This is a genomic window from Streptomyces sp. NBC_00158, assembly GCF_045160885.1.
Classification (GTDB): Bacteria; Actinomycetota; Actinomycetes; order Streptomycetales; family Streptomycetaceae; genus Streptomyces.
On sequence record NZ_CP108161.1, the window covers coordinates 4,584,659 to 4,611,429 of the forward strand.

Annotated in this window: 22 protein-coding genes and 1 tRNA gene; 16 read left to right on the forward strand and 7 right to left on the reverse strand. The window is 73.5% G+C overall.

Annotated elements, in window-relative coordinates; all coding sequences use genetic code 11:
* The first annotated feature begins 159 nt into the window (after window positions 1–159).
* From OG553_RS21100 to OG553_RS21135, 8 genes are read left to right on the forward strand one after another with little or no spacing between them, the layout of a single operon-like run.
* Window positions 160–1,017: an FAD binding domain-containing protein gene (locus OG553_RS21100; protein ID WP_405983096.1), complete on the forward strand. Its 858-nt coding sequence runs from the start codon at window positions 160–162 to the stop codon at window positions 1,015–1,017.
* Window positions 1,014–3,620, forward strand: coding sequence for a 2Fe-2S iron-sulfur cluster-binding protein (locus tag OG553_RS21105; RefSeq protein ID WP_405980478.1), 2,607 nt, complete (start codon window positions 1,014–1,016; stop codon window positions 3,618–3,620). The genes OG553_RS21100 and OG553_RS21105 overlap by 4 nt, the downstream gene beginning before the upstream one ends.
* Before the next feature lie 50 nt (window positions 3,621–3,670).
* Window positions 3,671–5,983 carry a xanthine dehydrogenase family protein molybdopterin-binding subunit gene (locus OG553_RS21110; RefSeq protein ID WP_405983097.1) on the forward strand — a complete coding sequence of 771 codons (2,313 nt, stop codon included), beginning with the start codon at window positions 3,671–3,673 and terminating at the stop codon, window positions 5,981–5,983.
* A 12-nt stretch (window positions 5,984–5,995) separates the two neighbouring features.
* Window positions 5,996–6,421, forward strand: coding sequence for a DUF2563 family protein (locus OG553_RS21115; protein ID WP_405980479.1), 426 nt, complete (start codon window positions 5,996–5,998; stop codon window positions 6,419–6,421).
* A complete protein-coding gene (locus tag OG553_RS21120) occupies window positions 6,421–7,821 on the forward strand; it encodes a hypothetical protein (protein ID WP_405980480.1) in 1,401 nt (466 codons plus the stop codon). Before OG553_RS21115 ends, OG553_RS21120 begins: the two co-directional genes overlap by 1 nt.
* A gap of 20 nt (window positions 7,822–7,841) precedes the next feature.
* A complete protein-coding gene (locus OG553_RS21125; protein ID WP_405980481.1) occupies window positions 7,842–9,029 on the forward strand; it encodes a S8 family serine peptidase in 1,188 nt (395 codons plus the stop codon).
* A gap of 38 nt (window positions 9,030–9,067) precedes the next feature.
* A complete protein-coding gene (locus OG553_RS21130) occupies window positions 9,068–9,481 on the forward strand; it encodes a hypothetical protein (protein ID WP_405980482.1) in 414 nt (137 codons plus the stop codon).
* A gap of 5 nt (window positions 9,482–9,486) precedes the next feature.
* Complete coding sequence (locus tag OG553_RS21135) at window positions 9,487–11,841, forward strand: hypothetical protein (protein ID WP_405980483.1); 2,355 nt, start codon at window positions 9,487–9,489, stop codon at window positions 11,839–11,841.
* A 77-nt stretch (window positions 11,842–11,918) separates the two neighbouring features.
* On the opposite strand, the gene OG553_RS21140 is transcribed toward OG553_RS21135, so the two are convergent.
* Window positions 11,919–11,990: transfer RNA gene (locus OG553_RS21140), tRNA-Cys, on the reverse strand.
* 183 nt (window positions 11,991–12,173) lie between these two features.
* Between OG553_RS21140 and OG553_RS21145 the strand changes: the two genes are divergently transcribed.
* The 4 genes from OG553_RS21145 (at window position 12,174) to OG553_RS21160 (ending at window position 16,294) form a co-directional block, all read left to right on the forward strand.
* Window positions 12,174–13,631, forward strand: a complete 1,458-nt coding sequence (locus tag OG553_RS21145) for an MFS transporter (RefSeq protein WP_405980484.1) — start codon at window positions 12,174–12,176, stop codon at window positions 13,629–13,631.
* Window positions 13,632–13,691: 60 nt separating this feature from the next.
* Window positions 13,692–13,922, forward strand: coding sequence for a hypothetical protein (locus OG553_RS21150; protein ID WP_405980485.1), 231 nt, complete (start codon window positions 13,692–13,694; stop codon window positions 13,920–13,922).
* Entirely contained in the window at window positions 13,919–14,311 is a 393-nt protein-coding gene (locus tag OG553_RS21155) for a type II toxin-antitoxin system death-on-curing family toxin (protein ID WP_405980486.1), read from the forward strand. Before OG553_RS21150 ends, OG553_RS21155 begins: the two co-directional genes overlap by 4 nt.
* A 195-nt stretch (window positions 14,312–14,506) precedes the next feature.
* Entirely contained in the window at window positions 14,507–16,294 is a 1,788-nt protein-coding gene (locus OG553_RS21160; RefSeq protein ID WP_405980487.1) for a DEAD/DEAH box helicase, read from the forward strand.
* 74 nt (window positions 16,295–16,368) lie between these two features.
* Here OG553_RS21160 and OG553_RS21165 read toward each other — a convergent pair whose 3' ends face one another.
* A complete protein-coding gene (locus OG553_RS21165) occupies window positions 16,369–17,364 on the reverse strand; it encodes an LPXTG cell wall anchor domain-containing protein (RefSeq protein WP_405980488.1) in 996 nt (331 codons plus the stop codon).
* A 369-nt stretch (window positions 17,365–17,733) separates the two neighbouring features.
* Here OG553_RS21165 and OG553_RS21170 point away from each other — a divergent pair, with 369 nt between their 5' ends.
* Both OG553_RS21170 and OG553_RS21175 read left to right on the forward strand, forming a co-directional pair.
* A complete protein-coding gene (locus OG553_RS21170) occupies window positions 17,734–18,375 on the forward strand; it encodes an IclR family transcriptional regulator (RefSeq protein ID WP_007264382.1) in 642 nt (213 codons plus the stop codon).
* A 137-nt stretch (window positions 18,376–18,512) separates the two neighbouring features.
* Window positions 18,513–19,313, forward strand: a complete 801-nt coding sequence (locus OG553_RS21175; protein WP_405980489.1) for a S16 family serine protease — start codon at window positions 18,513–18,515, stop codon at window positions 19,311–19,313.
* Here OG553_RS21175 and OG553_RS21180 read toward each other — a convergent pair.
* The 4 genes from OG553_RS21180 to OG553_RS21195 all read right to left on the reverse strand — a co-directional run bounded on the left by OG553_RS21180 (window position 19,240) and on the right by OG553_RS21195 (window position 21,974).
* On the reverse strand, window positions 19,240–20,538 hold the full coding sequence (locus tag OG553_RS21180; RefSeq protein WP_405980490.1) for an MFS transporter: 1,299 nt from the start codon (window positions 20,536–20,538) through the stop codon (window positions 19,240–19,242). The genes OG553_RS21175 and OG553_RS21180 overlap by 74 nt on opposite strands.
* A complete protein-coding gene (locus tag OG553_RS21185; protein ID WP_405980491.1) occupies window positions 20,535–20,750 on the reverse strand; it encodes a hypothetical protein in 216 nt (71 codons plus the stop codon). Before OG553_RS21185 ends, OG553_RS21180 begins: the two co-directional genes overlap by 4 nt.
* A 49-nt stretch (window positions 20,751–20,799) precedes the next feature.
* On the reverse strand, window positions 20,800–21,414 hold the full coding sequence (locus OG553_RS21190; protein ID WP_405980492.1) for an ArsR/SmtB family transcription factor: 615 nt from the start codon (window positions 21,412–21,414) through the stop codon (window positions 20,800–20,802).
* 89 nt (window positions 21,415–21,503) lie between these two features.
* Entirely contained in the window at window positions 21,504–21,974 is a 471-nt protein-coding gene (locus OG553_RS21195; protein ID WP_405980493.1) for an Lrp/AsnC family transcriptional regulator, read from the reverse strand.
* Between the two features lie 129 nt (window positions 21,975–22,103).
* On the opposite strand from OG553_RS21195, the gene hppD reads away from it, so the two are divergent.
* Window positions 22,104–23,249, forward strand: a complete 1,146-nt coding sequence (gene hppD, locus OG553_RS21200; protein ID WP_405980494.1) for a 4-hydroxyphenylpyruvate dioxygenase — start codon at window positions 22,104–22,106, stop codon at window positions 23,247–23,249.
* Between the two features lie 411 nt (window positions 23,250–23,660).
* On the opposite strand, the gene OG553_RS21205 is transcribed toward hppD, so the two are convergent.
* Window positions 23,661–25,199: a tetratricopeptide repeat protein gene (locus OG553_RS21205; RefSeq protein ID WP_405980495.1), complete on the reverse strand. Its 1,539-nt coding sequence runs from the start codon at window positions 25,197–25,199 to the stop codon at window positions 23,661–23,663.
* Window positions 25,200–25,295: 96 nt separating this feature from the next.
* On the opposite strand from OG553_RS21205, the gene OG553_RS21210 reads away from it, so the two are divergent.
* Window positions 25,296–26,666, forward strand: coding sequence for an FAD-binding oxidoreductase (locus OG553_RS21210; RefSeq protein WP_405980496.1), 1,371 nt, complete (start codon window positions 25,296–25,298; stop codon window positions 26,664–26,666).
* The last annotated feature ends 105 nt before the right edge of the window (window positions 26,667–26,771 follow it).

Genomic DNA, 26,771 nt, shown 5'->3' on the forward strand with positions numbered 1-26,771 from the left:
CACGTACCGTACGGCGGACAGGCGTGAGCGCCGGGACCGGGACATCGGGAAGGGGCAGCCGGGTTGACCACGCACGCACCGCACACACCGCATTCGGCTCAGGGGCCGCACGCACCGCACTCGGCTCTCGGGCCGCAGGCGGAGCGGGCGCAGTCCGTGATGCTGCCGGCCTCGCTCGACGAGGCCGTCGCGGCACTCGCCGCCATGCCCGCGGCCGTGCCCGTGGCGGGCGGCACCGACCTCATGGCCGCCGTCAACGCCGGGCTGCTGCGCCCCGCCGCCCTGGTCGGCCTCGGCCGGATCAGCGAGATCCGCGGCTGGCAGTACCAGGACGGGCACGCGCTCCTCGGCGCCGGACTGACGCACGCCCGGATGGGACGGCCGGATTTCGCCGCTCTGATCCCGGCGCTGGCCGCCGCCGCCCGGGCCGCCGGCCCGCCGCAGATCCGCAACGCGGGCACCCTCGGCGGGAACATCGCCTCGGCCGCGCCGACCGGAGACGCCCTGCCGGTGCTGGCCGCACTGGAGGCGGAACTGGTCATCGTCGGCCCCGGCAGCCTCGGGGACACCGGATGCTCGCAGCGCGAGATCCCCGTCTCCCACCTGCTGGCCGGCCGCGACATGCTCCGGCCCGGCGAGCTGATCGGCTTCGTGCGGGTGCCGCTGCTGCACGCCCCGCAGGTGTTCCTGAAGGCCACGGGGCGTACCGGCCCGGGCCGCGCGGTGGCGTCCGTGGGACTCGTGCTGGACCCGGCGCGCCGCGGTGTGCGGTGCGCGATCGGCGCGGTGGCCCCGATGCCGCTGCGGCCGCTGGAGGCCGAGCAGTGGGTGGCCTCGCTGATCGACTGGGACGGGGACCGCAGCCTGGCCCCCGAGGCGCTGGAGGCCTTCGGCGAGTACGTCGCGGCCGCCTGCGTGCCCGACCAGGGGGAGCAGGTGTCCTCGGCGGTACTGCACCTGCGGCGGACGGTGGCCGTGCTGGCGCGCAGGGCCCTGGGGAGGGCGCTGACCTCATGAGCGAGAACGAGAACGTGAGCGGAACGACGGGGAACGCGGGGCAGCCCGCCGGGGCCGGCAACGGCTGGGGCTGGGAGCCGGTCCCGCAGGGCGGCGAGTACGACAACGAGGCCACGGCCTTCGTGCAGCTCCCGCAGGAGATGCTGGACGCGCTCGACAGCGGGGAGCCGCTGGCGGCGCCCGGGCACGGCTTCGTGCCGCCGCCGATGATCGTGCCGCTGGGGTCGGGCAGCGCGGACCCCACCGCCACCGGCACCTGGACGATGCCGGTGCAGTGGCCGGACGCCGGTTCGGGGACGGCTCCCGGGGCGGGCGCCGGCCCGGGCGGCGGTGCCGCCGCGCAGGCGCCCGCCCGCGCGCCGATCCCGGCCTCGATCCCGCTCCCGGCGTCGGTGGCGGCCGCCTTCGCGCCGCCCGCGGGCGAGGCGGAGGCCGAGCAGCAGGGCGCCGCCGCGCACGCGGAGCAGCCCGGCGGCGGGACGCACGGCACCCTGGGGGGTGCGCACGGCGCCCTCGGGGGCGGGCACGGCACGCTGGGCGGGGGGCTGCACTTCGACCCGTCGGGCGGTGGCCTGCACGGGGAGCTGTCGGGTGGTTCCCTGCACTCGGACACGTCCGGTGGTTCCCTGCACGGGGACACGTCCGGTGGTTCCCTGCACGGGCAGCTGTCGGGTGGTTCCCTGCACACGGACACGTCCGGTGGTTCCCTGCACGGGGACCCCGCGGGTGGTTCCCCGCACGGGGGCTCGTCGGGCGGTGGCCCGCACGGGGGCGCATCCGGTGGTGCCCTGCACGGGGAGCCGTCGGGTGGGCCGCACGCCGAGCCGCAGGGCATGCCGCACGGCGCCCCGCACGGCGGTGCGCCGCACGCCGGGCCGGCCGCCGGCGGGCCGCACGGGACGCTGGGCGGCGGGCTGCACCTCGGCCCGCAGCCCGACCCCTACTCCGGCCCCCACACCGACCCGGATCCCGGCGCGACCGCCGAGTGGCACTTCCCCGAGGCGGTGCACCGCCCGGAGGACGCGATGGCCACCGGGCAGTGGACGCTGCCCGGCGGCTCCGGCGACCCCGCCCCGGACGGCGGCTGGGCCCGGCCCGACCCGGCGCTCCCGCCCGGCGGGGCCTCCGCCCCCTGGGCCCCGCCCGTGGCGCCCGAGGCGGCTCCCGGGGTGCTGCTGAGCTCCGGCGTGCTCCCGGGCGGCGCCGCCGGCGCGCCCGCGGGCACCCCGTCGGCCGGACGCGGTCCCAGGGTGCTGGGCGGCCCCGGCGTGGGCACCCCGCTGCCCGAGGGCTACCTCCAGGCCGGGCCGGAGCCCGAGGCCGTGCCCGAGGCGGCCCCGGACATCGAGGCCTCCCACGGCCCGGCCGAGATGCCGGCCGGGATGCCCGCGGAGGGCGAGCGGCCGCGTCCCGTGGAGGCCGACGGCGCCGACGGGACCGCCGCGCCCATGGAGCCCGCCGCGACCGCCGGGACGGCCGCGACCGCCGGACACGGCTTCGCGGAGCCCCCGGCCGCGGCTCCGGCCGAAGCCGAGGCCGCGCCCGTGCCGGGTGACGGCGGTGCCGACGGCGCCGTACCGGCCCCGGCCGAGGGCGACACCGGGAGTTTCCCGGTCCAGGAGACGTCGTACGAGGAAGAGCGGATCCCCGCCGTCGCCCAGCACGAGCACCCGTCGGCGTCGTACGTCCTCCGGGTCAACGGCGCCGACCGGCCCGTCACCGGCGCGTGGATCGGCGAGTCCCTGCTGTACGTGCTGCGCGAGCGCCTCGGCCTGGCCGGCGCCAAGGACGGCTGCTCGCAGGGCGAGTGCGGAGCCTGCGCGGTCCAGGTCGACGGGCGGCTCGTCGCCTCCTGCCTGGTCCCGGCGGCGACGGCGGCCGGCAGTGAGGTGCGCACCGTCGAGGGCCTCGCGAGCGGCGGGGAACTCTCCGACGTGCAGCAGGCGTTGTGCAGGTCGGGCGGGGTGCAGTGCGGGTTCTGCGTGCCCGGCATGGCCATGACCATCCATGACCTGCTGGAGGGCAACCACGCCCCCAGCGACCTGGAGACCCGCCAGGCGCTGTGCGGCAACCTCTGCCGCTGCTCGGGCTACAAGGGCGTCATCGAGGCGGTCCGCGAGGTCGTCGCCGAGCGCGAGGCGAACGCGGCGGAGGCCGAGGCGCTCATCCCGCACCAGGCGCAGCCCGGTGAGGGCGGGATCCACCCGGCGCACCCGGCGGCACACGGGACGGAGGGCTTCGACCCCTTCGGCTCCAACCCGGGATCCGGCGTGTTCGACGCCGGCCGGCCGGCCTACGACGGCGGCCAGCCCGGCTTCGACGGCCAGCCCGGCTTCGACGGCCAGCCCGGCTTCGACGGCCAGCCCGGCTTCGACGGGCAGCCCGGCTTCGGCGGCCAGCCCGGCTTCGACGGGCAGACGGGCCCGAACGGGACCGACGGCCGGGGCGGCCCGCTCGGCCTCCCCGGACCGGACGGATTCCCCGGACCGAACGGTCTCCCCGGACCGAGCGGTCCCACCGGCCCCGACGGACTCACCGGCCCCGACGGATTCAACGGCCTGAACGGATTCGGCGGGGACCAGCACAACGGAGGCATGGCGTGAGCGGTCAGGACGCGGCCACGGCGACGGCCGGCACCACCACGACCACCACCATGGCGACGGTCAGCCTCGGCACCGACGGCGACGCCGAACAGCCGCGCCCCCTGCGCGGAATCGGCGTCTCCGTCCCCTCCGCGGACGCCCGCGCCAAGGCGGAGGGCACCTTCCCCTACGCCGCCGACCTCTGGGCCGAGGGCCTGCTGTGGGCCGCCGTGCTGCGCTCCCCGCACGCCCACGCCCGCATCCGCTCCATCGACACCTCGGCCGCGGCCGAGATGCCCGGCGTGCGCGCCGTCATCACCCACGCCGACGTCCCCGGCGCCGCCACCCACGGCCGGCGCATCGCCGACCGGCCGGTCTTCGCCCACGACGTCGTACGCCACCACGGCGAGCCCATCGCCGCCGTCGCCGCCGACCACCCCGACACGGCACGCCTCGCGGCCGCCGCGATCATCGTCGAGTACGAACTCCTCGACGCCGTCACCGACCCCGAGCAGTCCTTCGGCGCGGCCCCGCTGCACCCGGACGGCAACCTGATCCGGCACATCCCGCTGCGCTACGGGGACCCCGAGGCGACGGGCGAGGTCGTCGTCGAGGGCCTGTACCGGATCGGCCGCCAGGACCCCGCTCCCATCGGCGCCGAGGCCGGCCTGGCCGTGCCCCGGCCCGACGGCGGCGTGGAGATCTACACCGCCTCCACCGACCCGCACACCGACCGCGACCTCGCCGCCGCCTGCTTCGGCCTGGAACCGGACCGCGTCCGCGTCGTCGTCACCGGCGTCCCCGGCGCCACCGCCGACCGCGAGGACGCCGCCTTCCAGCTCCCGCTCGGCCTGCTGGCCCTGCGCACGGGCTGCCCGGTGAAGCTGGCCGCCACCCGCGAGGAGTCCTTCCTCGGCCACGCCCACCGGCACCCGACCCTGCTGCGCTACCGCCACCACGCGGACGCCGAGGGCCGGCTGGTCAAGGTCGAGGCCCAGATCCTGATGGACGCCGGCGCCTACGCCGACGCCTCCGCCGAGTCCCTCGCGGCGGCCGTGGCCTTCGCCTGCGGCCCGTACGTCGTCCCGCACGCCTTCGTCGAGGGCTGGGCGGTCCGCACGAACAACCCGCCCTCCGGCCACGTCCGAGGCGAGGGCGCGATGCAGGTCTGCGCCGCGTACGAGGGCCAGATGGACAAGCTCGCCGCCGCCCTCGGCATCGACGGCGCGGAGCTGCGCCTGCGCAACGTCCTGGCCACCGGCGACCTGCTCCCCACCGGCCAGACCGTCACCTGCCCCGCCCCCGTCGCGGAACTCCTCCGCGCCGTCCGCGACTTCCCCCTGCCCTCCCTCCCCAAGGACACCCCGGAGGAGGAGTGGCTGCTGCCCGGCGGCCCCGAGGGCGCGGGCGAACCGGGCGCCGTGCGGCGCGGCGTCGGCTACGGCGTCGGCATGGTCCACATGCTCGGCGCCGAGGGTGCGGACGAGGTCTCCACCGCCACCGTGAAGGTGGTCGGCGGCACCGCCACCGTCATCTGCGCCGCCGTCGACACCGGCCAGGGCTTCGCCACCCTCGCCCGCCAGATCGTCCAGGAGGTCCTCGGCATCGACGAGGTGGCCTGCGCCCCCGTCGACACCGACCAGCCGCCGGCGGGCCCCGCCGCCCACGGCCGGCACACCTGGGTCTCGGGCGGGGCCGTCGAGCGGGCCGCGAAGATGGTCCGTACGCAACTCCTCCAGCCCATGGCCCACAAGCTGGGCATGTCCACGGAACTCCTCCAGATCCAGGACGGCCGGATCACCTCGTACGACGGGGCCTTCTCCATGACGGTCTCGGAGGCCATAGAGGGCAAGGAGCTCTGGGCGACCGCCCAGTGCCGCCCCCACCCCACCGAACCGCTGGACGAGCACGGCCAGGGCGACGCCTTCGTCGGCCTCGCCTTCTGCGCGATCCGCGCGGTCGTCGACGTGGACATCGAGCTCGGCTCGGTACGGGTCGTGGAACTGGCCGTCGCCCAGGACGTCGGCCGCGTCCTCAACCCCCGCCAGCTGGAGGCCCGCATCGAAGCGGGCGTCACCCAGGGCGTCGGCGCGGCCCTGACGGAGAACCTCCGCTCGGTCGCCGGCCTGGTCCGCCACCCCGACCTGACGGGCTACGCCCTGCCGACGTCCCTGGACGCCCCGGCGGTGCGGATCGTCCGCCTGGTGGAGGAGCGGGACGTGGTGGCCCCGTTCGGCGCGAAGGCGGCGAGCGCGGTGCCGGTGGTGACCACCCCGGCGGCGGTCGCCTCGGCGGTCCGCGCGGCTACGGGCCGCCCCGTGAACAGGATCCCGATCCGGCCGTCGGCGGCGGTCGCGGCGCCGGCGCCGGCGCCGGGCGCGTAGCGGCGGGCGCCGGTGGAGAACGCGAGGGCCCTCGCGGTCGAGTACGAGTCGATGACCGCCTACAAGAAGCGGGTCGACGCGTTACTGAGGACCCTCGACGGCTCGGAGGCCGACGCCGGCAGGCTGGCCCACGGCACCCTGCCGACGGGCACCCTGGGCACGGGCTTCGCGGAGGCGGACGCCCTGTTCGCGGCGTACGCGACGGTCCACGGCGAGCTGCGGAAGCTGTCCGCGGGCCTGGCGGGCCAGATCGAGGCGCTGGGCATCGCCGTCCGGACGGCGGGCCGCGGCTACGGCGGCGTGGACGAGGAGACTCAGGCCCGGATGCGGGCCCTCGTCAAGGACTCGAAGGACGCCTACGTCCACTCCCGCGACCCCCTGGCCCGCGGGCAGGGCGACGACGCGGCCGCCAGGCAGCAGGGCAGGGGCACGATCTGATGGCACCGCCGCCGCGGACGGACTTCGAGGGCCGCTCGCACGAACAGCTGCTCGCGATGCTCGCGTCGCTCGACCCGGAGACGGTCAGGGCGCGGGCGACGCAGCTGGCGGAGGCGGCGGCCGCGATCAGGGAGATCGGCGACAGCCTGAAGAAGCACCGGGTCGCCGGCTGGGAGGGTGAGGCCGCGCACGCCTTCCAGGACTGGGTGAACCGCGCGGGCAACGCGACGCTGCTGCTGGCGGACTACGGCGCGGCGGGCGGCCGGTGGATGACGCAGGCGGCGCAGACGATGATCGAGGTCCGGGCCAACACCCCGGAGTACGACACGGCGTCGGCCGAAACCCTCGCGGCGGCGCACCGCTACCACAACGACCCGGACGCCCAGCGGCTCGGCCGCACCGCGTACGCAAAGCTGACGACGGACCACCAGCAGGCGGTACAGCAGCTGACGAAGCTGGCGCAGTCGTACGAACTGGCGACGACGGAGATGAACCGAGCCGAAATCCCGACGTACCCGCCGCCGCCGGCCGATTTCGTGCCGCCAGCTGGGGTGGAGCAGGGAACCTATCTCGCGCGACCGGGTGACGACTCTGTAAGTGCTGGTGCGGTTGGCTCTGGCCGAGGGGCCTACTCGTCGCCGGTGAGCGGTCTCTCGCATGAGTCCAGCCACGTGTCAGGCCGTCCGATGCTGCGCGACAGCATGGTGCTTCCCGCGGCAGGGCCCCCGCCGACCGTACTCCCAGACAGTGGTGCGTACGTGAGTCTTGACCGTACCGCTGTTCTCCCGGACAAACCTCTGCCACCGCCCACAGGCCTGCCTGTTGCTCCTGGCCCAAGCACCCTTGGCGACGGCTGGAATCCTCCCAGTGCTTCTGTTTCACCTTTGACGCCTCCATCAGCTGGCAGGGGGGCACTGCCAATCACACAGCCGCCTGTTGGAATTGGTGGGAAGATTGGCAGCATTCCGGAGTTATCTCCCCGAGACAGCGGGATCGTAGGCGGACGGCCGATCGCCACCGGCGGCCCGAGCGCAGGTATCCCACGTGGCACGGTCATTGGTGCGGACGGGCATTACGGCGGTGGGCGCGCCGTGCCCGGGATGATGGGCGGTGCGTTCGGCAGCCCGTATCGCTCTCCGGGCACCCCTCCGACCGGTCGACGTCTGGAAGCGGATCCCGTCGGTGGCCGTCAGGCGGCATCTGGCAGCCAACCGTTCACGCAGGGTGGTTCGGGTCTCGTACGCGGCGCAGGAATTGGCGCGGTGGGGCATGGTGGCATTGCTGCACCGCCTCCAGGCCGAGGGCGGGGAGGTCAGACGGGGGGTCGCCCTGACTATTTGGTCGAAGACGAAGAGACTTGGCAGAGCAACCGTCGTGTTGTCCCGCCGGTGATCGACTGAGCGAAACGGATGTTCAGGAGATGCGCACGCGAAAGGTGGTCTCGGCCCTCCTGGGTTTGCTGCTTGCTGGAATTGCCGCGACCCCAGCCCACGCGGAAACGGTGCGGTCCAGGCAGTGGCACCTCGAAGCCATGAAGGCCGACGAGGCGTGGAAGATCAGCACGGGTAAAGGTGTCACCGTTGCGGTGATCGATACCGGCGTCGCCCCCATCCCCGAACTTGAGGGTCAGGTCCTGCCCGGAAAGGACTTCGCCCCAGACGGGATCGCGGGCGATGAGCGCACTGATTATGAGAGCCACGGCACCAGCATGGCTGCGATCATCGCCGCCAATGGGAAGGGGCCTGGGGGGGTGGGCAGTGCCATCGGGCTTGCTCCTGGCGTGCAGATCTTGCCGCTGCGTGTGGATCTGCATGGCAATGGCGTTTCCCGGGATACGACCCTGAAGGATGCGATCAGATTTGCTGCCGATTCAGACGCCAAGATCCTCAATGTCGCGATGATCGGGTGGCCCGATTCGGATGAACTATCCAACGCGGTCAAGTACGCGCTGGCAAAGGGCAAGCTGATCTTTGCTGGCGTTGGTAACGACGGTCACGACGAGATTTACTTTCCATCTGGAACGCCAGGAGTGGTGGGCGTTGCGGCAGTTGGCCACGACGGGGCGGCGACCAAGGAGTCGCAGCACAACGCCGCAGTGGACCTGTCCGCGCCCGGAACAGACATCGTCACCGCGTGCAGCGGCGGTACGGGCCTCTGCACAGGCCACGGCACAAGTGACGCCACAGCCCTAACCTCGGCCTCCGCCGCCCTCCTCTGGTCCGTCCATCCCACCTGGACCAACAACCAGATCCTCCGCGTCCTCCTCAACACCGCCGGCAAGCCCGTCGACGGCACCGCGCGCAACGACTACATCGGCTACGGCGTCGTCCGGCCCCGGATCGCCCTCCCCACCCCCGGCGACCCCGGCCCGGCGGACGTGTACCCGTTGCCCGACCTCGCGGCAGCCGCGGCGGCAGCATCAGGTGCCCCTGTTCCCTCGACCGGGGGAAAGATCACCTCGCCGCCCCCGCCCCACGCCGGGCCTGCGGTAGACAAGGGCAACGGCGACGGCGACGGCAGCGGCAGCTGGATCGCCCTCGGGCTGGGGGCCTGCGTCCTCATCGGCGGGGCGGTCGCCGCAGTCGTCGTACGACGGGCCGGGCGCTGACGCAGTCACGGGCAGACACGGAGCGGGGAGCACACGGGATGTCCTTCGAAGAGGAGTGGTCCGCCGCGCGGGCCACCGCCGCGGCCAACATCTCGACCCGCCTCAACACGGCGGCGGCAGCCACCGGCCCCGCCGACCTCACCCTCAACCAGGACCACATCGGAGCCATCGGCAGCGAGGCGTACAAGCTGCACTCCCGCCTCCACGTCGACGGCCGCCACGCCGCCACCGCCTCCGCCGAGGCCGCCACCGCGCTCTCCCGCGAGGGCTTCGGCAGCGGGGCCGCGCTCGCCAAGGCGAACACCCGGTGGGAATCGCAGGTCAAGACCCTCGCCGCCGCCTGCGCGCAGATCTCCAACGGCCTGAACCACGCGCTCTCCTCCCACCGCGCGGACGAGCAGTGCCTCTACGCCGAGTTCACCACCTCCAAGCTCGACGCGTACCTCAAGTAGCCCCCGTGGTGACGTACGAGAACGCGCTGAACGCCCCGGTCGACAAGCTCGCCACCGCCGTCCGCGACTGGCAGGCCATGGCGGCCAAGCTGGAGGAACTGGCCGAGGCCGCCCGCAACGGCATGAAGGCCAAGGCCGACAAGGCCGAGTGGAGCGGGGTCACCGCGGGCGTGGCGCGGCCGTTCGTCGCCAAGACGGCCAAGGAGTTCGAGGACGCCGCCAAGGCGGCCGAGGGCATCCACCGGGCCCTCGCCCAGGGGCACGACACCTTCAGGTCCTCCCGCGACCGGCTGAGGAGGATCGCCGAGGAGGAGGCCCCCGCCGCCGGGTTCCGGGTGGACGGGAAGGGGAAGGTCGAGGCGTTGCCGCTCGCCACCGAACAGGAGCGGAACGCGGCGCGCCACGACCCCGACTACCAGGAGTCCCTGCGCGTCAACCTCCCCCGCTGGCAGGCGAAGGTGGACGCGGCCGTCGACGCCTGCGACGACGTGGACCGCTCCCTCGCCCGCCTCCTCGGCGCCAACGTCGCCGACGGCCACGACTTCAGCGCCCCGAAGTACGCCGGCCTGACCGCCGAGCAGGCCGGCCGCGCGACCGACCTCGCCCGCAAGGGCCGCGACCTCTCGCACACCGAGCTGGCGGAGCTCAACGAGCTGCTGGGCGACAACGCGGCCAAGGCGGAGTTCTCGACCGCCTTCTACGGGAACCTCGGCCCCGAGGGGGCGCTCCGTTTCTTCGGGCAGATGTCGGCCGACACGTACTCGTACGGCGAGCTCGACGAGCAGCGCCTGACGGACGTCCGGGAGCTCCAGCGGAACCTGGGCCTCAACCTGGCCACCGCCACCCGCTCCACGGCCGAACCGCACCTGCCCGACAGCTACGCCCAGGAGCTGCGCAGGCTCGGCACCCAGCACGTCCCGCTGGGGCGGTACGAGCAGAACCCGCCGCTCGGGTACCAGCTGCTCGGCGGGATCATGCGCTACGGGAACTACGACCCCGGGTTCCTGGTACCGATCGCCGAGCACGCCACCCAGATCCACGCCAAGGACCCGGACTTCTTCAACCGGGGCCGCCAGCTGGGCAGCGGCTACGGCAGGAACATGCTGAACCCGTCCGGGATCAACGGCGCCGGCTACGACCCGGTGGTGAGCTTCCTGGAGGCCCTGGGCCACAGCCCGGCGGCCGCTGCCGAGTTCTTCGACCCGGATCCGCCTCGTCCTCATCACGCCTACAACTTCGACGGCACCGTGAAGCCCGGCACCCCCGACCTGGGCAGGGACGCGGCCGGCAAGCCGGTCGCCACGTACCTCGACTTCTTCGCCGACGAGGAGTACCGCGCCACGATCGACATGGAGGGCGTGAACCCGGACGACCTCGCGAAGACCCGGAAGTACATGCCCGACGCCCTGGGCCACGCCCTGGAAGCAGCCACCCTCGGCCACGCCTGGGACGACCCCCGGCCGCAGCTCCACCGCACCGGGGGAGGGGCCCGGGTGATGGAGGCCGTCGCCCTGAAGTACGGGGGCGACGCGGAACTGCTCAAGCACCACGAGGTCCTCGCGGACAGCCTGGGGCACATGACCGCCGGGTACGTCGACGACGTGAACCGGGCGCTGGACGACGAGGGGGAGCAGAGCGTCTTCGCTCCGCGGGCCGGTGACGGGCAGGCGCACGCGGAGTTCGGGCGCGACGGCGCCCGCGACCTGCTCGCCGCCCTCGGCCAGCACCCCGACGCCTACGCCACCGTGTCCACCGCCGAACGCGTCCACTCGGCGAGCGTTCTGGAGCATCAGGTGGCCCACGGCGCGGTCGACGAGGGCCAGGCCCGGGCGGTGGTCCGTACCGGCGCCGAGGCGCAGGGCATCCTCGACGAGTCCCGGGCCGCGCAGGTCCGGGAACTCGGCGAGAAGCAGCACAAGGCGTACGAGAAGGCGCACGAGCGGAGCTCGCACTGGGTCGAGTTCGGCACCACTGCCGTGATCGCCGCCGGTGTGGCCTTCCTGCCCGCCACGGCCGCCGCGGCCGGTGCGGCGGCGGTGGTCGTCCCGCTGGCCGTGGACACCGGCAGCGGTGCCGTGGAGCAGGCCGCCTCGGGAGTCATCGGAGAGTGGTCCGACGAGGCCAAGGAGAAGCACGAGGACGAGGTCGCCGGGAAGACGCACGCCTCCAACAAGGCGATGTTCCAGGCCGGTGAGCACAGCGCCGAGGCGCCGATGCGGCAGTTCGTGAGGCGCCACGGCATCGACCCCAACGGCGACTTCGGCAACGACCTCGTCGAGGCGGTGCGGATCGGGTACGGGTCCGGCAACTCCATCGCGCGGCAGCAGGGCCACGAGGCACAGACGAAGCCCGGCGAGTAGGCCCGGGAGCAGGCCGGGAGTACGCCGAAGGCCGTCCGGGGCTCTTGGCCCCGGACGGCCTTCGTGCTGCCGCGCAGAAGCCGTGACCGGAATCGAACCGGCGTAACCCGCTTTGCAGGCGAGTCCCTCAACCACTCGGGCACACGGCTGGGTGTGTGGTGACGAGTACGAACGTACGGGGGCCCGGGGTGGCCGGGGAAGGGTGGCGCGGGGGCTGCAACGTGACTGCCATGCCGCGTTCACACGGGCTCGCGGACCTAGGTCGGGCGGACGAGGCGGGATCCGCCTAAATGACAGGGGCGAGAGCGGGCTGTGGACCTTACTCTGGGGCGATGAGCGCCCTTGAACCCCGGATAGCCGATGCCAGCGACGCCGCCCCGCCACCGCAGGGCGGCATTCTCGGGCCGGCGTACCGGGCGCTCAGCGTCGGGATCATCTCCGTGATCTTCCTGATCGCCTTCGAGGCCACCGCCGTCGGGACGGCGATGCCCGTCGCCGCGCGGGAGCTGGACGGGATCGGGCTCTACGCCTTCGGGTTCTCCGCGTACTTCACCACCAGCCTCTTCGCCATGGTGCTGTCCGGTCAGTGGGCCGACCGGCAGGGGCCGCTGCGGCCGCTGACCGTGGGGATCGGGGCCTTCGCCGCCGGGCTGGTGTGTTCCGGGACCGCGCAGCTGATGGGGGTGTTCGTCCTCGGGCGGGCGGTGCAGGGGTTCGGGGGCGGGCTGGTGATCGTCGCCCTGTACGTGGTGGTCAGCCGGGCCTACGAGGAGCGGCTGCGGCCCGCGATCATGGCGGCCTTCGCCGCGAGCTGGGTGGTGCCCTCGATCGTCGGGCCGCTGGCCGCGGGGACGGTCACCGAGCACCTGGGCTGGCGGTGGGTGTTCCTCGGGATCCCCGCGCTGGTCGTCGTACCGCTGATGGTGGCGCTGCCCGCGATCCGGCGCACCGCTTCCGGGCCGGTGGACCCCGCCTCGCCCGTCGCGTTCGACCGGCGGCGGATCCGGCTGGCGCTCGGGATCTCGCTGGGCGCCGGGCTGCTCCAGTACGCCGCCCAGGACCTGCGGTGGCTGTCGCTGCTGCCGGGTGTCGCGGGCGCGGCCCTGCTGGTGCCGGCGGTGCTGGGGCTGCTGCCGCGCGGTACCTACCGGGCGCGGCGCGGGCTGCCGTCGGTGGTGCTGCTGCGCGGGGTGGCGGCGGGGGCGTTCATCGGGGCGGAGAGCTTCGTGCCGCTGATGCTGGTCACCCAGCGCGGCCTGAGCCCGACCTGGGCGGGCTTCTCGCTGGCGCTGGGCGGGGTGACGTGGGCGCTGGGCTCGTGGGTGCAGTCGCAGGGCCGTACGGCGCCCTACCGGGAGCGGCTGATGGTGACCGGGATGGTGATGGTGGCCGTGGCCATCGCGGCGGCCCCGGCGGTGCTGGTCGAGGCGGTGCCGGTGTGGACGCTGGCGCTCGCCTGGGCGGTGGGCTCGCTCGGGATGGGGCTGGTGATCGGCTCGACCAGCGTGCTGCTGCTGAAGCTGTCCGCGCCGGAGGAGGCGGGCGCGAACTCGGCCGCGCTGCAGATCTCGGACGCGCTGGCGAACGTGGTGCTGCTGGCGGCCGGGGGCGCCGCGTTCGCCGCGCTGGGCGGCGGGGCCGTGGGCGCGGGGCACGTGGCCGCCGCCTCGGAGGGTGCCTCGCACCCGGCGGCGTTCCTCGTCGTGTTCCTGCCGATGGCCTGCGTGGCCCTGGTGGGGGCGTGGGTGGCGACCCGGCTGGACCCGGTGCCGGAGGGGGCGGACGCCTGAGGCCGGCCGCCTGCGGAAAAGGGTGTGGGGCGGACCGGCCCCGCTGGTTACGCTCCGCACGTGAACGTTGACGTGAACACGAACCCGAATGCGAACGGGCTGGTCCTCCCGCTGTCCGACGGCGAGCGCGCCGAGCTGGCCGACCTCGCCGACGCCACCGCCACGACCCCCGAGGCCCTGGCGCTGGAGGCCGTACGGGCCCACCTGCGCCGGGAGCGCGAGCGCGTCGGGTCCGAGGCCTCGCGGCTGGCGGAGCGGCACGCCGGACTCCTGAACCGGCTCGGGCAGTGAGCGCCGCCCCGGTCAGGCACCTGACCCTCGCCGAGGTCCTGGACCTCGCCCGGCACGCCTGCCTGGCCCGGGACCAGCCCGTGGAGCTGCGCGCCCCCGGGCTGCTGGAGTCGGCGGTGCACCGGCCCCGGGCGCGCATGTTCGGGGTTCCCGCCTACGAGGACCTCTACGAGCAGGCCGCCGCGCTGCTGCACGGCATCGCCGTGAACCACCCCCTCGTCGACGGGAACAAGCGCACGGCCTGGCTCGCCGCGGCGGCCTTCCTCGCCGTGAACGGGGTGGATCTCGCCGACGCCGACCAGGAGGCCGCGTACGCCCTGGTCATCGACGTCGCGGCCGGGCGGGAGGCCGATCTCGCCTTGATCGCCGGGCGGTTGAGCTCGCTGTGACGCGTGCGCGGCGGAGGGTGGGGGACGCCGGGCGTCGTGTGTGACCCTCGCCGCACCCGCCGAGGTCACGGGCCTGTCCCTCCGCGAGGGGCGGGCCCGCGCCGGTAAGGTGGCCCGGTTGTCCTACGTACGACCACCACGTCGGCGGGGACGGCCACGACTGCCACGACCGCCGAGAGCAACGAACCGGAGACCGTGACTACTACCGCCTCCCACCACCTCTCACCCGCCTTCCCCGGCCGTGCCCCCTGGGGTACCGCCAGCAAGCTGCGAGCCTGGCAGCAGGGTGCGCTCGACAAGTACGTCCAGACCCAGCCGCGGGACTTCCTCGCGGTCGCCACCCCCGGCGCCGGCAAGACCACCTTCGCGCTCACCCTCGCCTCCTGGCTGCTGCACCACCACGTGGTCCAGCAGGTGACCGTGGTCGCGCCGACCGAGCACCTGAAGAAGCAGTGGGCGGAAGCCGCCGCCCGCATAGGCATCCGGCTCGACCCCGAGTACTCGGCCGGGCCGCTGAGCAAGGACTACCACGGCGTCGCCGTGACCTACGCGGGCGTCGGCGTGCGCCCGATGCTGCACCGCAACCGCTGCGAGCAGCGCAAGACCCTGGTGATCCTCGACGAGATCCACCACGCGGGCGACTCGAAGTCCTGGGGCGAGGCCTGCCTGGAGGCCTTCGACCCGGCGACCCGGCGCCTGGCGCTGACCGGTACGCCGTTCCGGTCGGACACCAACCCGATCCCCTTCGTCACGTACGAGGAGGGCAACGACGGGATCCGGCGGTCCTCCGCCGACTACACCTACGGCTACGGCAACGCCCTCGGAGACGGCGTCGTCCGGCCAGTGATCTTCCTGTCCTACAGCGGCAACATGCGCTGGCGCACCAAGGCCGGCGACGAGATCGAGGCCCGCCTCGGCGAGCCGATGACCAAGGACGCCATCTCGCAGGCCTGGCGCACGGCGCTGGACCCGCGCGGCGACTGGATGCCGAACGTGCTGCGCGCCGCCGACCAGCGCCTGACGGAGGTCAGGAAGGGCATCCCGGACGCCGGCGGGCTGGTCATCGCCGCCGATCAGGACGCGGCGCGCGCGTACGCGAAGCTGATCCGGGAGATCACCGGGACCAAGGCGACCGTCGTGCTCTCCGACGACACGGGCGCCTCGAAGAACATCGACACCTTCAGCGCGAACGACGACCGCTGGATGGTCGCGGTCCGCATGGTGTCCGAGGGCGTCGACGTACCGCGCCTCGCGGTGGGCGTGTACGCGACGACGATCTCGACCCCGCTGTTCTTCGCGCAGGCCGTCGGCCGCTTCGTGCGATCGCGCAGGCGCGGCGAGACGGCGTCCGTGTTCCTTCCGACGATCCCCTACCTCCTCGGCTTCGCGAACGAGATGGAGGTCGAGCGCGACCACGTCCTCGACCGCCCGAAGAAGGCGGGCGAGGACGACGACCCGTACGCCGAGTCCGAGAAGGAGATGGACGAGGCGAACCGGCAGGAGGACGAGGACACCGGCGAGGACGAGCAGATGTCCTTCGAGGCCCTCGAATCCGACGCCGTCTTCGACCGGGTGCTCTACGACGGTGCCGAGTTCGGCATGCAGGCGCACCCGGGCAGCGAGGAGGAGCAGGACTACCTCGGCATCCCGGGGCTGCTGGAGCCGGACCAGGTGCAGCTGCTGCTGCAGAAGCGGCAGTCGCGGCAGATCGCGCACAGCCGCCGCAAGCCGGACGCGGAGTCGGACCTGCTGGAGCTGCCGGCCGAGCGGCGGCCGGTGGTCTCGCACAAGGAGCTGCTGGAGCTGCGGAAGTCGCTGAACACGATGGTGGGCGCGTACGTCCACCAGAGCGGGAAGCCGCACGGGGTGATCCACACGGAGCTGCGCCGGGTGTGCGGCGGGCCGCCGAGCGCGGAGGCGACGGCGGGGCAGCTGAAGGAGCGGATCAAGAAGGTGCAGGAGTGGGCCACCCGGATGCGGTGAGCCTTCCCTGAGAACGGGAAACGGGGTCCGTGCGCGGGTTGCGCACGGACCCCGTTCTCGTGGGGCCTTACCGCTTAGGCGGTCGGGCGGCGACGACGGCCGGTGCCGGCGACGAGGGCCGCACCCATGGCGAGGGCGACACCGCCGGCGCCGAGCGCCCAGCTGGTGGCGGCGTCGGCACCGGTCTCGGCGAGCTCGCCGCCGGTGTTGGTGCTGCCGCCGGTGTTGCCGGAGCCGGTGTTGGTGTCGACGATCGGCGTGGTGGTGCCGCCGCCGTTCGGCTTGGTGTTGTTGCCACCGCCGGTGTTGCCACCGGTGTTGCCGCCGGTGTTGCCACCGCCGGTGGAGCTCTTGACGATCTTCGACTCGACGATGGTCGTGTCGGACCACACGTCGTCGTCCACGTTGCTGCCGCCGGTGCCGATGACGACGATGTCGCTGACCGGGGCGCCCGCGCTGAACTTGACGCGGACCTGGAGGTCGACCTTCTTGGCCGGGATGGAGATGTCGTCGGTCAGCAGCGCGACAGCGGCGCCGCCCTCGCCGATGATCTCCACGTCGTGCCAGGAGCCCTGGTGGAAGACCTGGACCTGGACGTCCTTGGCGGTCAGCCCGCGGGCCTCGGCGGCGACACCCAGGACGAGCACGTAGCTCTCCTGCGCCTTGCCCTTCGAGTTGTCGACCGTGTAGGTCAGGTTGGTCCAGCCGCCGCCCGCCTTGAAGGAGCTCGGGACACCGCCGATGCCGATGACCGGACCGGTCGCGACCAGGTCCTCGTCCTCGTCCTCGACCTGCGGCGCGGGGGCCGGAGCCGGCTTGGCCGGGGTCTCGGCGGCGGGCTTGGCCGGGGCCGGGGCGGGCTTCGCCGGGGTCTCGGCGGCCGGGGCCGGCTTCTCCGCGGCGGGCTTCGCCGGGGTCTCGGCGGCGGGCGCGGCGTCTTCCTTCGGCGCGGCGTCCGGCGTCGTGACGGCCGTGTTGTTGGCCTCGTCCGCCATGGCGGGCGTGGCCATGAGGACCGTCGGGCCGACGACAGCTGCGGCGGCCACGACGGCCATGCGCTTCAGCTTCACTGTTGCTTCTCTCCCCTTGGTGTGCGTCCGAGGCACATTGCGCCCCGCCCCCCCAACATCTTTTTGAACACGATCAGAGTAATGGCCGTGTAAACCGATTTTCGGTCAGGGGACATTACGAATCGATACAGCCCCGGGCAGAAAACGCCTTAAACCGGCAGTAGGCGCCCGGATTCTGGACGAGGCCTTTCGCTCAGCGGACTCGCTCGCTACTGTCCCCGCATCGAACGCCCCGTGGCAGCGCCGCCGCGGGAGCGCAGCCGGTGCCTTGGCCGCTACCGGCGGCCTCTCCGTGCGTCGCCGAGGGACCGGCAGCGCTGCACCGTGTGAGAGTCACCGCCGCCCACCTAATACAGAGGGAGAGGCGTCGTGACCGCGGAAACCTCCCAGACTCTCGACCGGGGACTCAGAGTCCTCAAGCTGCTCGCCGACACCGACCACGGTCTGACCGTCACCGAGCTCTCCAACCGCCTCGGTGTCAACCGCACCGTCGTCTACCGCCTGCTCGCCACGCTGGAGCAGCACGCCCTGGTCCGCCGCGACCTCGGCGGCCGGGCCCGCGTCGGGCTCGGCGTCCTGCGCCTGGGCCGGCAGGTCCACCCGCTCGTGCGCGAGGCGGCCCTGCCCGCGCTGCGCTCCCTCGCCGAGGACATCGGGGCCACCGCGCACCTGACCCTCGTCGACGGCACGGAGGCCCTCGCCGTGGCCGTCGTGGAGCCCACCTGGACCGACTACCACGTCGCCTACCGGGCCGGTTTCCGCCACCCGCTGGACCGCGGCGCGGCCGGCCGGGCCATCCTGGCCGCCCGTCAGGGCTCGCTCATCGAGCCCGGCTACACCCTCACCCACGGCGAGCTGGAGGCGGGCGCCAGCGGCGCCGCCGCACCGCTCGTCGGCATCACCGGCCTGGAGGGCAGCGTCGGCGTCGTGATGCTGGCCGACGCCGTGCCGGAGCGGGTCGGGCCCCGCGTGGTCGACGCGGCCCGCGAGGTCGCCGACGCCCTGCGCTGAGCCGCCGTCGGGCCGTCGCCGTCACCGCCGCACCGCTCCTTCCCGCCGGGCCGCCAGGCCGTCGCGGGGAGGCCGCGGCGGTCCGGCTCCGGGCCCGCCGGAACGGGCAGGGCCGCCCGGGTCGGTAGATTGGCCGGGTGCTCTCTCGCCTCACACGTCTGCCGCGTCCCGCCGCCCTGGCCGTCTGCGCCGCGCCCGTCCTCGGGCTGTTCGCCGTGGCCGCCCTCGCGCCGCTGCCCTTCGTGGTGGCGGTGCCGGGCCCCACGGCCGACGTACTGGGCTCCGACCAGGGCAAGCCGGTGATCACCATCACCGGCGCCCCGGTCCGCGACACCAAGGGCCAGCTCCGGATGACAACCATCCGCGCCACCGGCCCCTCCTCGACGATGAAGCTGCCCGAACTGGTCCGCCACTGGTTCAAGACCGACCAGGCGGTCATGCCCCGGGAGGCGGTGTATCCCTCGGGCGGGAGCGACAAGCAGATCGAGGAGCACAACCTGGAGGAAATGGCCCAGTCGCAGTCGGCCGCCGCGGCCGCCGCCCTCGGCTACCTCAAGAAGGACCCCAAGGACATCAAGGTCCAGCTCAACCTCGCCGACGTCGGCGGCCCGAGCGCCGGACTCCTCTTCACCCTCGGCATCGTCGACAAGATCGACGGCGACGGCAGCGGAGGCGAACTCACCGGCGGCCGCAGCATCGCAGGCACGGGCACCATCGGCGCCGACGGCGCGGTCGGCGCGGTCGGCGGCGTGGGTCTCAAGACGCAGGCCGCGCGCCGCGACGGCGCGACCGTGTTCCTCGTACCGAAGGCGGAGTGCTCGGACGCCAAGTCCGAGCTCCCCGAGGGCCTCCAGCTGATCCCCGTCACTTCGCTGACGGATGCGGTGAACTCGCTGCGGGCGCTGGACCGGGAGCCGGACTCGGTGCCGTCCTGCTGACGGAGGGCTTCGCGTCGAGGCCGCGCCAGGACGGGAAGACCAGCGGGGACAGCGTCGCCAGGAGGTAGACGGCGGCGAAGGCCAGCAGGGCCGTGCTCACGCCGGAGGCGTCGACCAGCAGGCCCGCCGCGAGTCCGCCCATCGGCATGGCCAGCTCGCCGCCCGCCATGCTCACGCTGGAGACCCGGCTGCGCATGTCCTCCGGCACCAGACCGGAGATCACGGTGGTCAGGATCGGGTTGAGCACGCCCGCGCCCAGGCCGGCCAGGGCCATGGTCACCGCGAGGGGCAGCGGGGTGTCGGTGAAGGCGGCGACCACGTAGCGGGTGGCCCCCGAGACCAGGAAGGCGCCCGCGAAGACCGCCCGGCGGGGGAAGCGCTCGCCCCAGACCCCGTAGAGCAGGGCCCCGAGCAGGGCGAAGCCGCCGAAGAGGGAGACCATCAGGCCGAGGGTGGTGGCGCCGCCGAGGTCCTCGCGGCCGTGGACCGGCAGGAGCACGGAGGACCAGCCCTGGTCGAGGCCGTTGGTCACCATCACCATGAGCGTGATGCCCAGCAGCAGCCGCGACCGGATCAGGAACCGCCATCCCTCGGCCAGCTCGGCGCGGTAGGCGGCGAACGAGGGCTTCTCGGCGGTGCGTTGCGGTTCGGCGGCGGGGACCCCGCGCAAGAAGGCGGAGACCAGGAGGGCGGAGGCGGCGAAGGTCGCCGCGTCCAGCAGGAGGACCGTGTCCGCGCCGAAGGCCGTGACCAGGACGCCCGCCACCGCGGCCCCGAGCATCCGGGCCCCGCGGGAGACGGCGTCGTAGAGGCTCGCCGCCCGGGCGACGGTGGTGCCGGCGTGCTCGGCGAGGCTGGGCAGCAGGACGTAGCGGGCGGTCAGGCCGGGGGTGTGCACGAGGCCGCCGACCGCCATCAGCGCGCACAGCATCCAGAAGTCGAGGAGGCCCGCGTGGTGGAGGAGGGGGATCGCCCCGATCGACGCGGCGCAGATCACGTCGGAGGCGGCGGAGACCCGGCGGCGGCCGATCCGGTCGATGACCGGACCGCCGACCAGGGCCGCGACGACGACCGGGAGGGTGGCGCAGAAGGCGACGATCCCGGCCCGGCCGGCGCTCCCCGTGGTCTGGAGCACGAACCACGGGACGCCGATCAGGGTGAGTGAACTGCCGGCGATGGAGATGGTGTTGGCGGCCAGGACGGCCGTGAAGGGCCGGCGGCTCATGCGGCGTGGTGCCGCACGCGGGCATGGGCGGGAACCGGCTGGAGCAGCCGGGTGCCGATGGCGACCAGGGCCTCGCCCAGCCGGTTGCGCAGGGCGGGGAGGGCGGGGGAGCCGGCGGGGGCGGCTTCCCGGGCGAGGCGCCAGGCGGCGGCCTCGGCGGCCAGTTCGGCGGTACGGGCGGTGTGTATCCGGGCGTGGGTGAAGGTGTGCATGGCGGGACTCCTTCTGCGGATGCTTCGGATTCTGCGGAGCGGGGGAGGGCTACTCGGCGGCGCGGCGGGGGAAGGCGTGGGTGTGGAAGCGGACCGTTTCCACGTCCGCCGGGTTCTCCGCGGGCGGCAGGTCGCGGTAGCTGTTGATCAACTCGTGGAGTTTGTGGACCAGTTCGTGGGTCTGCTCGGCGGTCAGCCGGAGGGTGAAGTCGCTGAGGTCGCTGGAGCCGCGCCAGGCCGGCGACCAGTCGACGGACTCGCCGAGCCAGGAGGTCAGCTCCTGCGTGTGGATCTTCATGATCTCGGCCAGGAAGACCTCGGCCGCGCCGCGCGTCTCCGGGCTGTCGTCGAAGCTCAGCGAGTCGTCGAGCCTCGTGCCGTCGTGGGAGGGCTTCCACCAGCGCTCGCGGCCCTTGCCGTGCTCCGGTGCCTCTTCGATGAAGCCGTGGGCGGCGAGCTGGCGCAGGTGGTAGCTGGTGGCCCCGCTGGACTCGCCGAGCCGCTCCGCCAACTGGGAGGCGGTTGCCGGGCCGCTCATGCGCAGGGCGCGCAGCAGCTGTATGCGCAGGGGGTGGGCGAGGCCCCGCAGGGAGCGGGAGTCCAGCGTACGGACCTTGGGCGGCTGCGGCTCCCCCGGAGGGGTTTCGGCGTTCTTTTCGGGCATGCCTCAACGATAGGGTTGCAAAGGTTTCTATGCAAGGGTTTCTTTGCAACGTCTTCTTTGGAACTCTGGGAGCGGGGGGTGCGGCGGGCTCAGCCGTCCGCGGCCGCCTGCTCCACCAGCGGGATGATCCGCAGCGGCACCGGGTTCTCCATGACGATCGCCGTCGACGCCCGCACGATCCCCTCGAAGCCCACCACCCGGTCGATCACCCGCTGGAGGTCGGCGTTCGACCGAGCCACCAGCCGGCACAGCATGTCCCCGTGCCCGGTCGTCGTGTGCAGCTCCAGTACCTCCGGAACCCCCGCCAGGTGCGCCCGTACGTCCGCCCCCTGCCCCTGCTTGATCTCCAGCGTGGCGAACGCCGTCACCGGATACCCGAGCGCCGTCGGGTCCACCTGCGGGCCGAACCCGCGGATGACCCCGTTCGACTGGAGCCGGTCCAGCCGCGCCTGCACCGTCCCGCGCGCCACGCCCAGCCGCCGCGAGGCCTCCAGCACGCCGATGCGGGGCTCGCGGGCCAGCAGGACGATGAGGCGGCCGTCGAGTTCGTCGATGCCCATGGAAGCCTTCCCTCGATCGGCTGGTCATACTGCACAGATCTCTCAGTCATCCTCGGGCTTCGCTGGGCATTGTGTACAGAAGAAATCGAAACTATTGCGCAGCTTGTGGAAGCGCGGGAATCTGCGCTCATGACTGAGACCCTGGACACCACCCCGCAGACCGCGCGTGAGGCAGACCCCTTCCCGGTGAAGGGGATGGACGCGGTCGTCTTCGCCGTCGGCAACGCCAAGCAGGCCGCGCACTACTACTCGTCCGCCTTCGGCATGAAGCTCGTGGCTTACTCCGGACCGGAGACCGGCAGCCGCGAGACCGCCAGCTACGTCCTGACCAACGGCGCCGCGCGGTTCGTCCTGACCTCGGTCATCAAGGCGACCACCGACCACGGCCGCTTCATCGCCGAGCACGTCGCCGAGCACGGCGACGGGGTCATCGACCTCGCCATCGAGGTCCCGGACGTCCGCGCCGCCTACGCGTACGCCGTCGAGCAGGGCGCGCGCGGCCTGGAAGAGCCGTACGAGGTCAAGGACGAGAACGGCACCGTCGTGCTCGCCGCCATCGCCACCTACGGCCAGACCCGCCACACCCTCGTCGAGCGCGTCGACTACACCGGCCCCTACCTGCCGGGCTACGTCGCCGCCCAGCCGATCGGCACCCCGCCGGCCAAGCGCACCTTCCAGGCGATCGACCACTGCGTCGGCAACGTCGAGCTCGGCCGCATGAACGAGTGGGTCGCGTTCTACAACAAGGTCATGGGCTTCACGAACATGAAGGAGTTCGTGGGCGACGACATCGCGACCGAGTACTCGGCGCTGATGTCGAAGGTCGTCGCGGACGGCACCAAGAAGGTGAAGTTCCCGATCAACGAGCCGGCGATCGCGAAGAAGAAGTCGCAGATCGACGAGTACCTCGACTTCTACAACGGCCCCGGCGTCCAGCACATCGCGCTGGCCTCCAACGACATCGTCGCCACCGTGCGCACGATGCGGGCCGCGGGCGTGGAGTTCCTGTCCGTGCCGGACACCTACTACGACACCCTCGGCGAGTGGGTCGGCGACACGCGCGTGCCGATCGACGAGCTGCGCGAGCTGAAGATCCTCGCGGACCGCGACGAGGACGGCTACCTGCTGCAGATCTTCACCAAGCCGGTGCAGGACCGCCCGACGGTGTTCTTCGAGATCATCGAGCGGCACGGGTCGATGGGCTTCGGCAAGGGCAACTTCAAGGCGCTGTTCGAGGCGATCGAGCGGGAGCAGGAGAAGCGGGGCAACCTGTAGGTTGCGGCGCTGCCCTTCTTGACGCGCCGCTCGCGCGGCTCGGCCGCAGGCGGCCTCCCCGGCTTCGCGCCGCTGCGACAGCCTCCGGCCGTCGGATGCGGGGCGGGGCCGGTTCGGGTGGCGGGGGCCGGTGGGTCGGGTGCGGGTGGTTGGCCGCTGCGCGGGGCGAGGTCCCCTACCCTCCCTTCCACCGTTCCCAGGGGCTCCGCCCCTGACCCCGTACGGGCGCTGCGCGCCCGTCGCCTCAAACGCCGGCGGGGCTATCTGTAGCCCCGCCGGCGTTTGAGGCGCTGGGGGCACCTCCCAGCGGTAGCTGGGGGAGGGTCTGGGGGCGGAGCCCCCAAGGGGTCCGGGCGCAGCCCGGGGAACGGGCGAAGGGCGGGTAGGGGAGTGGCCCCGCGCAGCGGCGGGTTACGTGCCGGCCGGGGAGGGCTTCGGCTTCGGCGCCGCAGGCTTCGGCTTCGGCTTCGGGGCCGCCGCGGGCTTCGGCGCCGCGGGCCTCGGCTTCGGGAGTTCCGGTGCCACCCACGGAGTGCGCGGCTGCATGTTCTCCGGACCGCCCGCCGGCGGCTGCCCGACCGACGCCAGGGCCTCCTTCGCCAGCGGCCCCCGCACGGGGGAGAACACCGGGTTCGTGCGCAGCGACATCTGCAGGCTCCGCCGCGCCGCCGCCTCGTCGCCCAGCCCGCGCTCGATCACCGCCCGGTGGTAGGAGAACTCCGCGCTCCGCAGCCCCAGGTCGGTCGCCTTCTTCGCGTACTCCAGCGCCTGCGCGTCCTCGCCGCCCTTGTGCAGTGCCCACCCCAGCGCGTCGGCCACCTGCACGCTCTTGTGCCGGCCCCACTCCGCCGACAGGCGCTGCACCGCCCGGCCCGGATCGCCGTGGTCCGCCTCGTACAGGCCGAGGACGACCTCCTCGTTCACCCCGTTCGCACCGCCCGCCGCCGCCAGCACCGCCAGGGACCGGTACTGCGCCCGAGCCTCCTCCGGCCGCTCCAGCGAGTCCAGCAGCTCGCCCAGCTCCAGCGCCAGCCCCGGCAGCGGGGTGCGGCCCAGCGCCAGCCGGTAGTCCCGCACCGCCTCCCCGCCCCGCCCCAGCGCGGCCAGCGCCCTGGCCCGGCCGCCCAGCGCCTCGCCCTGCCCCGGGTCGGTGCGCAGTGCCGCCTCGTACTGGCGCAGCGCCTCCGACGGGTCGCCGCGCTCCCACGCCAGCTCCCCGAGCCGGAACAGCACGTACGCCTTCTCCGCAGGGGCCTTCGCCTCGCCGCCCGCCGCCTCCAGCGCCACCACCGCGTCCTCGCGCCAGCCCCGGTCGCGGTAGACCTGCGCCGCCCTCAGGTGCGCGGCCAGGCCCGGCCGGAGCTCCAGCAGCCGCTCCATCGCCCGCTGCGCGGCCTTGTAGTCGCCGAGGCCCGTGTACGCGTCCACCAGGACCGGGTACGCCGTCCAGCGCCGCGGCGCCTGCGCCCGTACCAGCTCGCCCCACTTCCGCGCCGTCGCGAAGTCCCGCCGGGCACCGGCCAGCGCGCCCATGCCCGTCATCGCGTCGAAGTTGCCCTTCTCGGCCGGGCGGACCTCCAGCGACCGCTTGAGCGCCTTCTCCGCCTTCGGGTACCAGGCGGAATCGGCCGTCCGCCGGGCCTGTTCCAGGTACGCCGAGCCGAGCACCGCCCACGAAGCGTCGTCGTCCGGATGCGCGGCGACCCACTTCTCCCGGTCCGTCACCAGCGCCGTCAGGTCCACCGCCGCCGCCGGGGCGCCCATGCCCACCGCCGAAGCGGCCCGTTCGCTCGGCCCCGGAGGGCGGGCGTCGTCCCCGGTGCGGGCCGGGCGGATCAGCAGGGCCCCGGCGATCAGGACCACCGCGACCGCGGCCGCCACGACCGTCTTGCGTCCGGTGAAGGTCACGGGCGGCGCGGGCTGCTGGGATTGCTCGTCGAAACCGTGCATGCGCTCACTGTGCGTCAATATGAAGAGCCCGCCGAGGTGTCCGAAGCCGGTCGCGGCCGTGTTCACACCGATGGCCCCGGCTGCCACTCTGGCCACATGGATGACGATCTCATTGTGCGACTCGGCGAAGGACTGCCGCCCGAAGCGCTGCTGACCGACCCTCAGGTGACCGCCTCCTACGCCCGCGACACCGCCGGTTTCTGCGACGCCGGCACCCCCGCCGCCGTCGTCCTGCCGCGGACCGTGGAGCAGGTGCGGCACGTCATGCGCACCGCCACCGCCCTACGGGTCCCCGTGGTCCCGCAGGGCGCCCGTACGGGCCTCTCCGGGGCCGCCAACGCCTCCGACGGCTGCATCGTGCTGTCCCTCGTCAAGATGGACCGGATCCTGGAGGTCTCCACCGTCGACCGGATCGCCGTCGTCGAACCGGGCGTGGTCAACGCCGTCCTCTCGCGGGCCGTCGCCGAACAGGGCCTCTACTACCCGCCCGACCCCTCCAGCTGGGAGCAGTGCACCATCGGCGGCAACATCGGCACCGCGTCCGGCGGGCTGTGCTGCGTGAAGTACGGGGTCACCGCCGAGTACGTGCTCGGGCTGGACGTGGTCCTGGCCGACGGGCGGCTGCTGCGCACGGGGCGGCGTACCGCCAAGGGCGTCGCCGGGTACGACCTGACGCGGCTGTTCGTCGGCTCCGAAGGCACGCTCGGGGTGGTGGTCGGGGCCGTCCTCGCCCTGCGGCCGGCGCCGCCGCGACAGCTGGCGCTCGCCGCCGAGTTCCCCTCGGTCGCCGCCGCCTGCGAGGCCGTCTGCGCCGTCATGGAGGCCGGACTGACGCCCTCGCTGCTGGAACTGATGGACCGTACGACCGTCCGCGCCGTCAACGCCCTCGGGAAGATGGGCCTGCCCGAGACCACGGAGGCGCTGCTGCTCGCGGCCTTCGACACCCCGGACGCGCCCGCCGACCTGGAGGCCGTCGGCAGGCTGTGCACCGCCGCCGGGGCGGGGGCCGTCGTACCCGCCGAGGACGAGGCGGAGTCGGAACTGCTGCTCCAGGCCCGCCGGATGTCCCTCACCGCCCTGGAGGCGCTCCGGCCCGCCACGATGATCGACGACGTGTGCGTGCCGAGGTCGCGGCTGGCCGAGATGCTGGACGGGACGGCCGTCATCGCCACGGCGTACGAACTCCTCATCGGCGTCTGCGCGCACGCGGGCGACGGCAACACCCACCCGGTGGTCTGCTTCGACCCCGCGGACGAGGACGAGACGCGGCGGGCCAGGGAGTCCTTCGACGAGATCATGGCCCTGGGGCTGTCCCTGGGCGGGACGATCACCGGGGAGCACGGGGTGGGGGTGCTGAAGAAGGAATGGCTCGCCCGTGAACTCGGCCCGGTCGGGCTGGAGATGCAGCGCACCGTCAAGCAGGCCTTCGACCCGCTCGGGCTGCTGAACCCCGGCAAGCTCTTCTGAGGCCCGGTCCGCGGTCCCGGTCCCTGCTCCGGTCCCTGCTCCGGTCCCTGTTCCGGTCCCTGTTCCGGTCTCGGTTCCGGTCCCTGTTCCGGTCTCGGTTCCGGT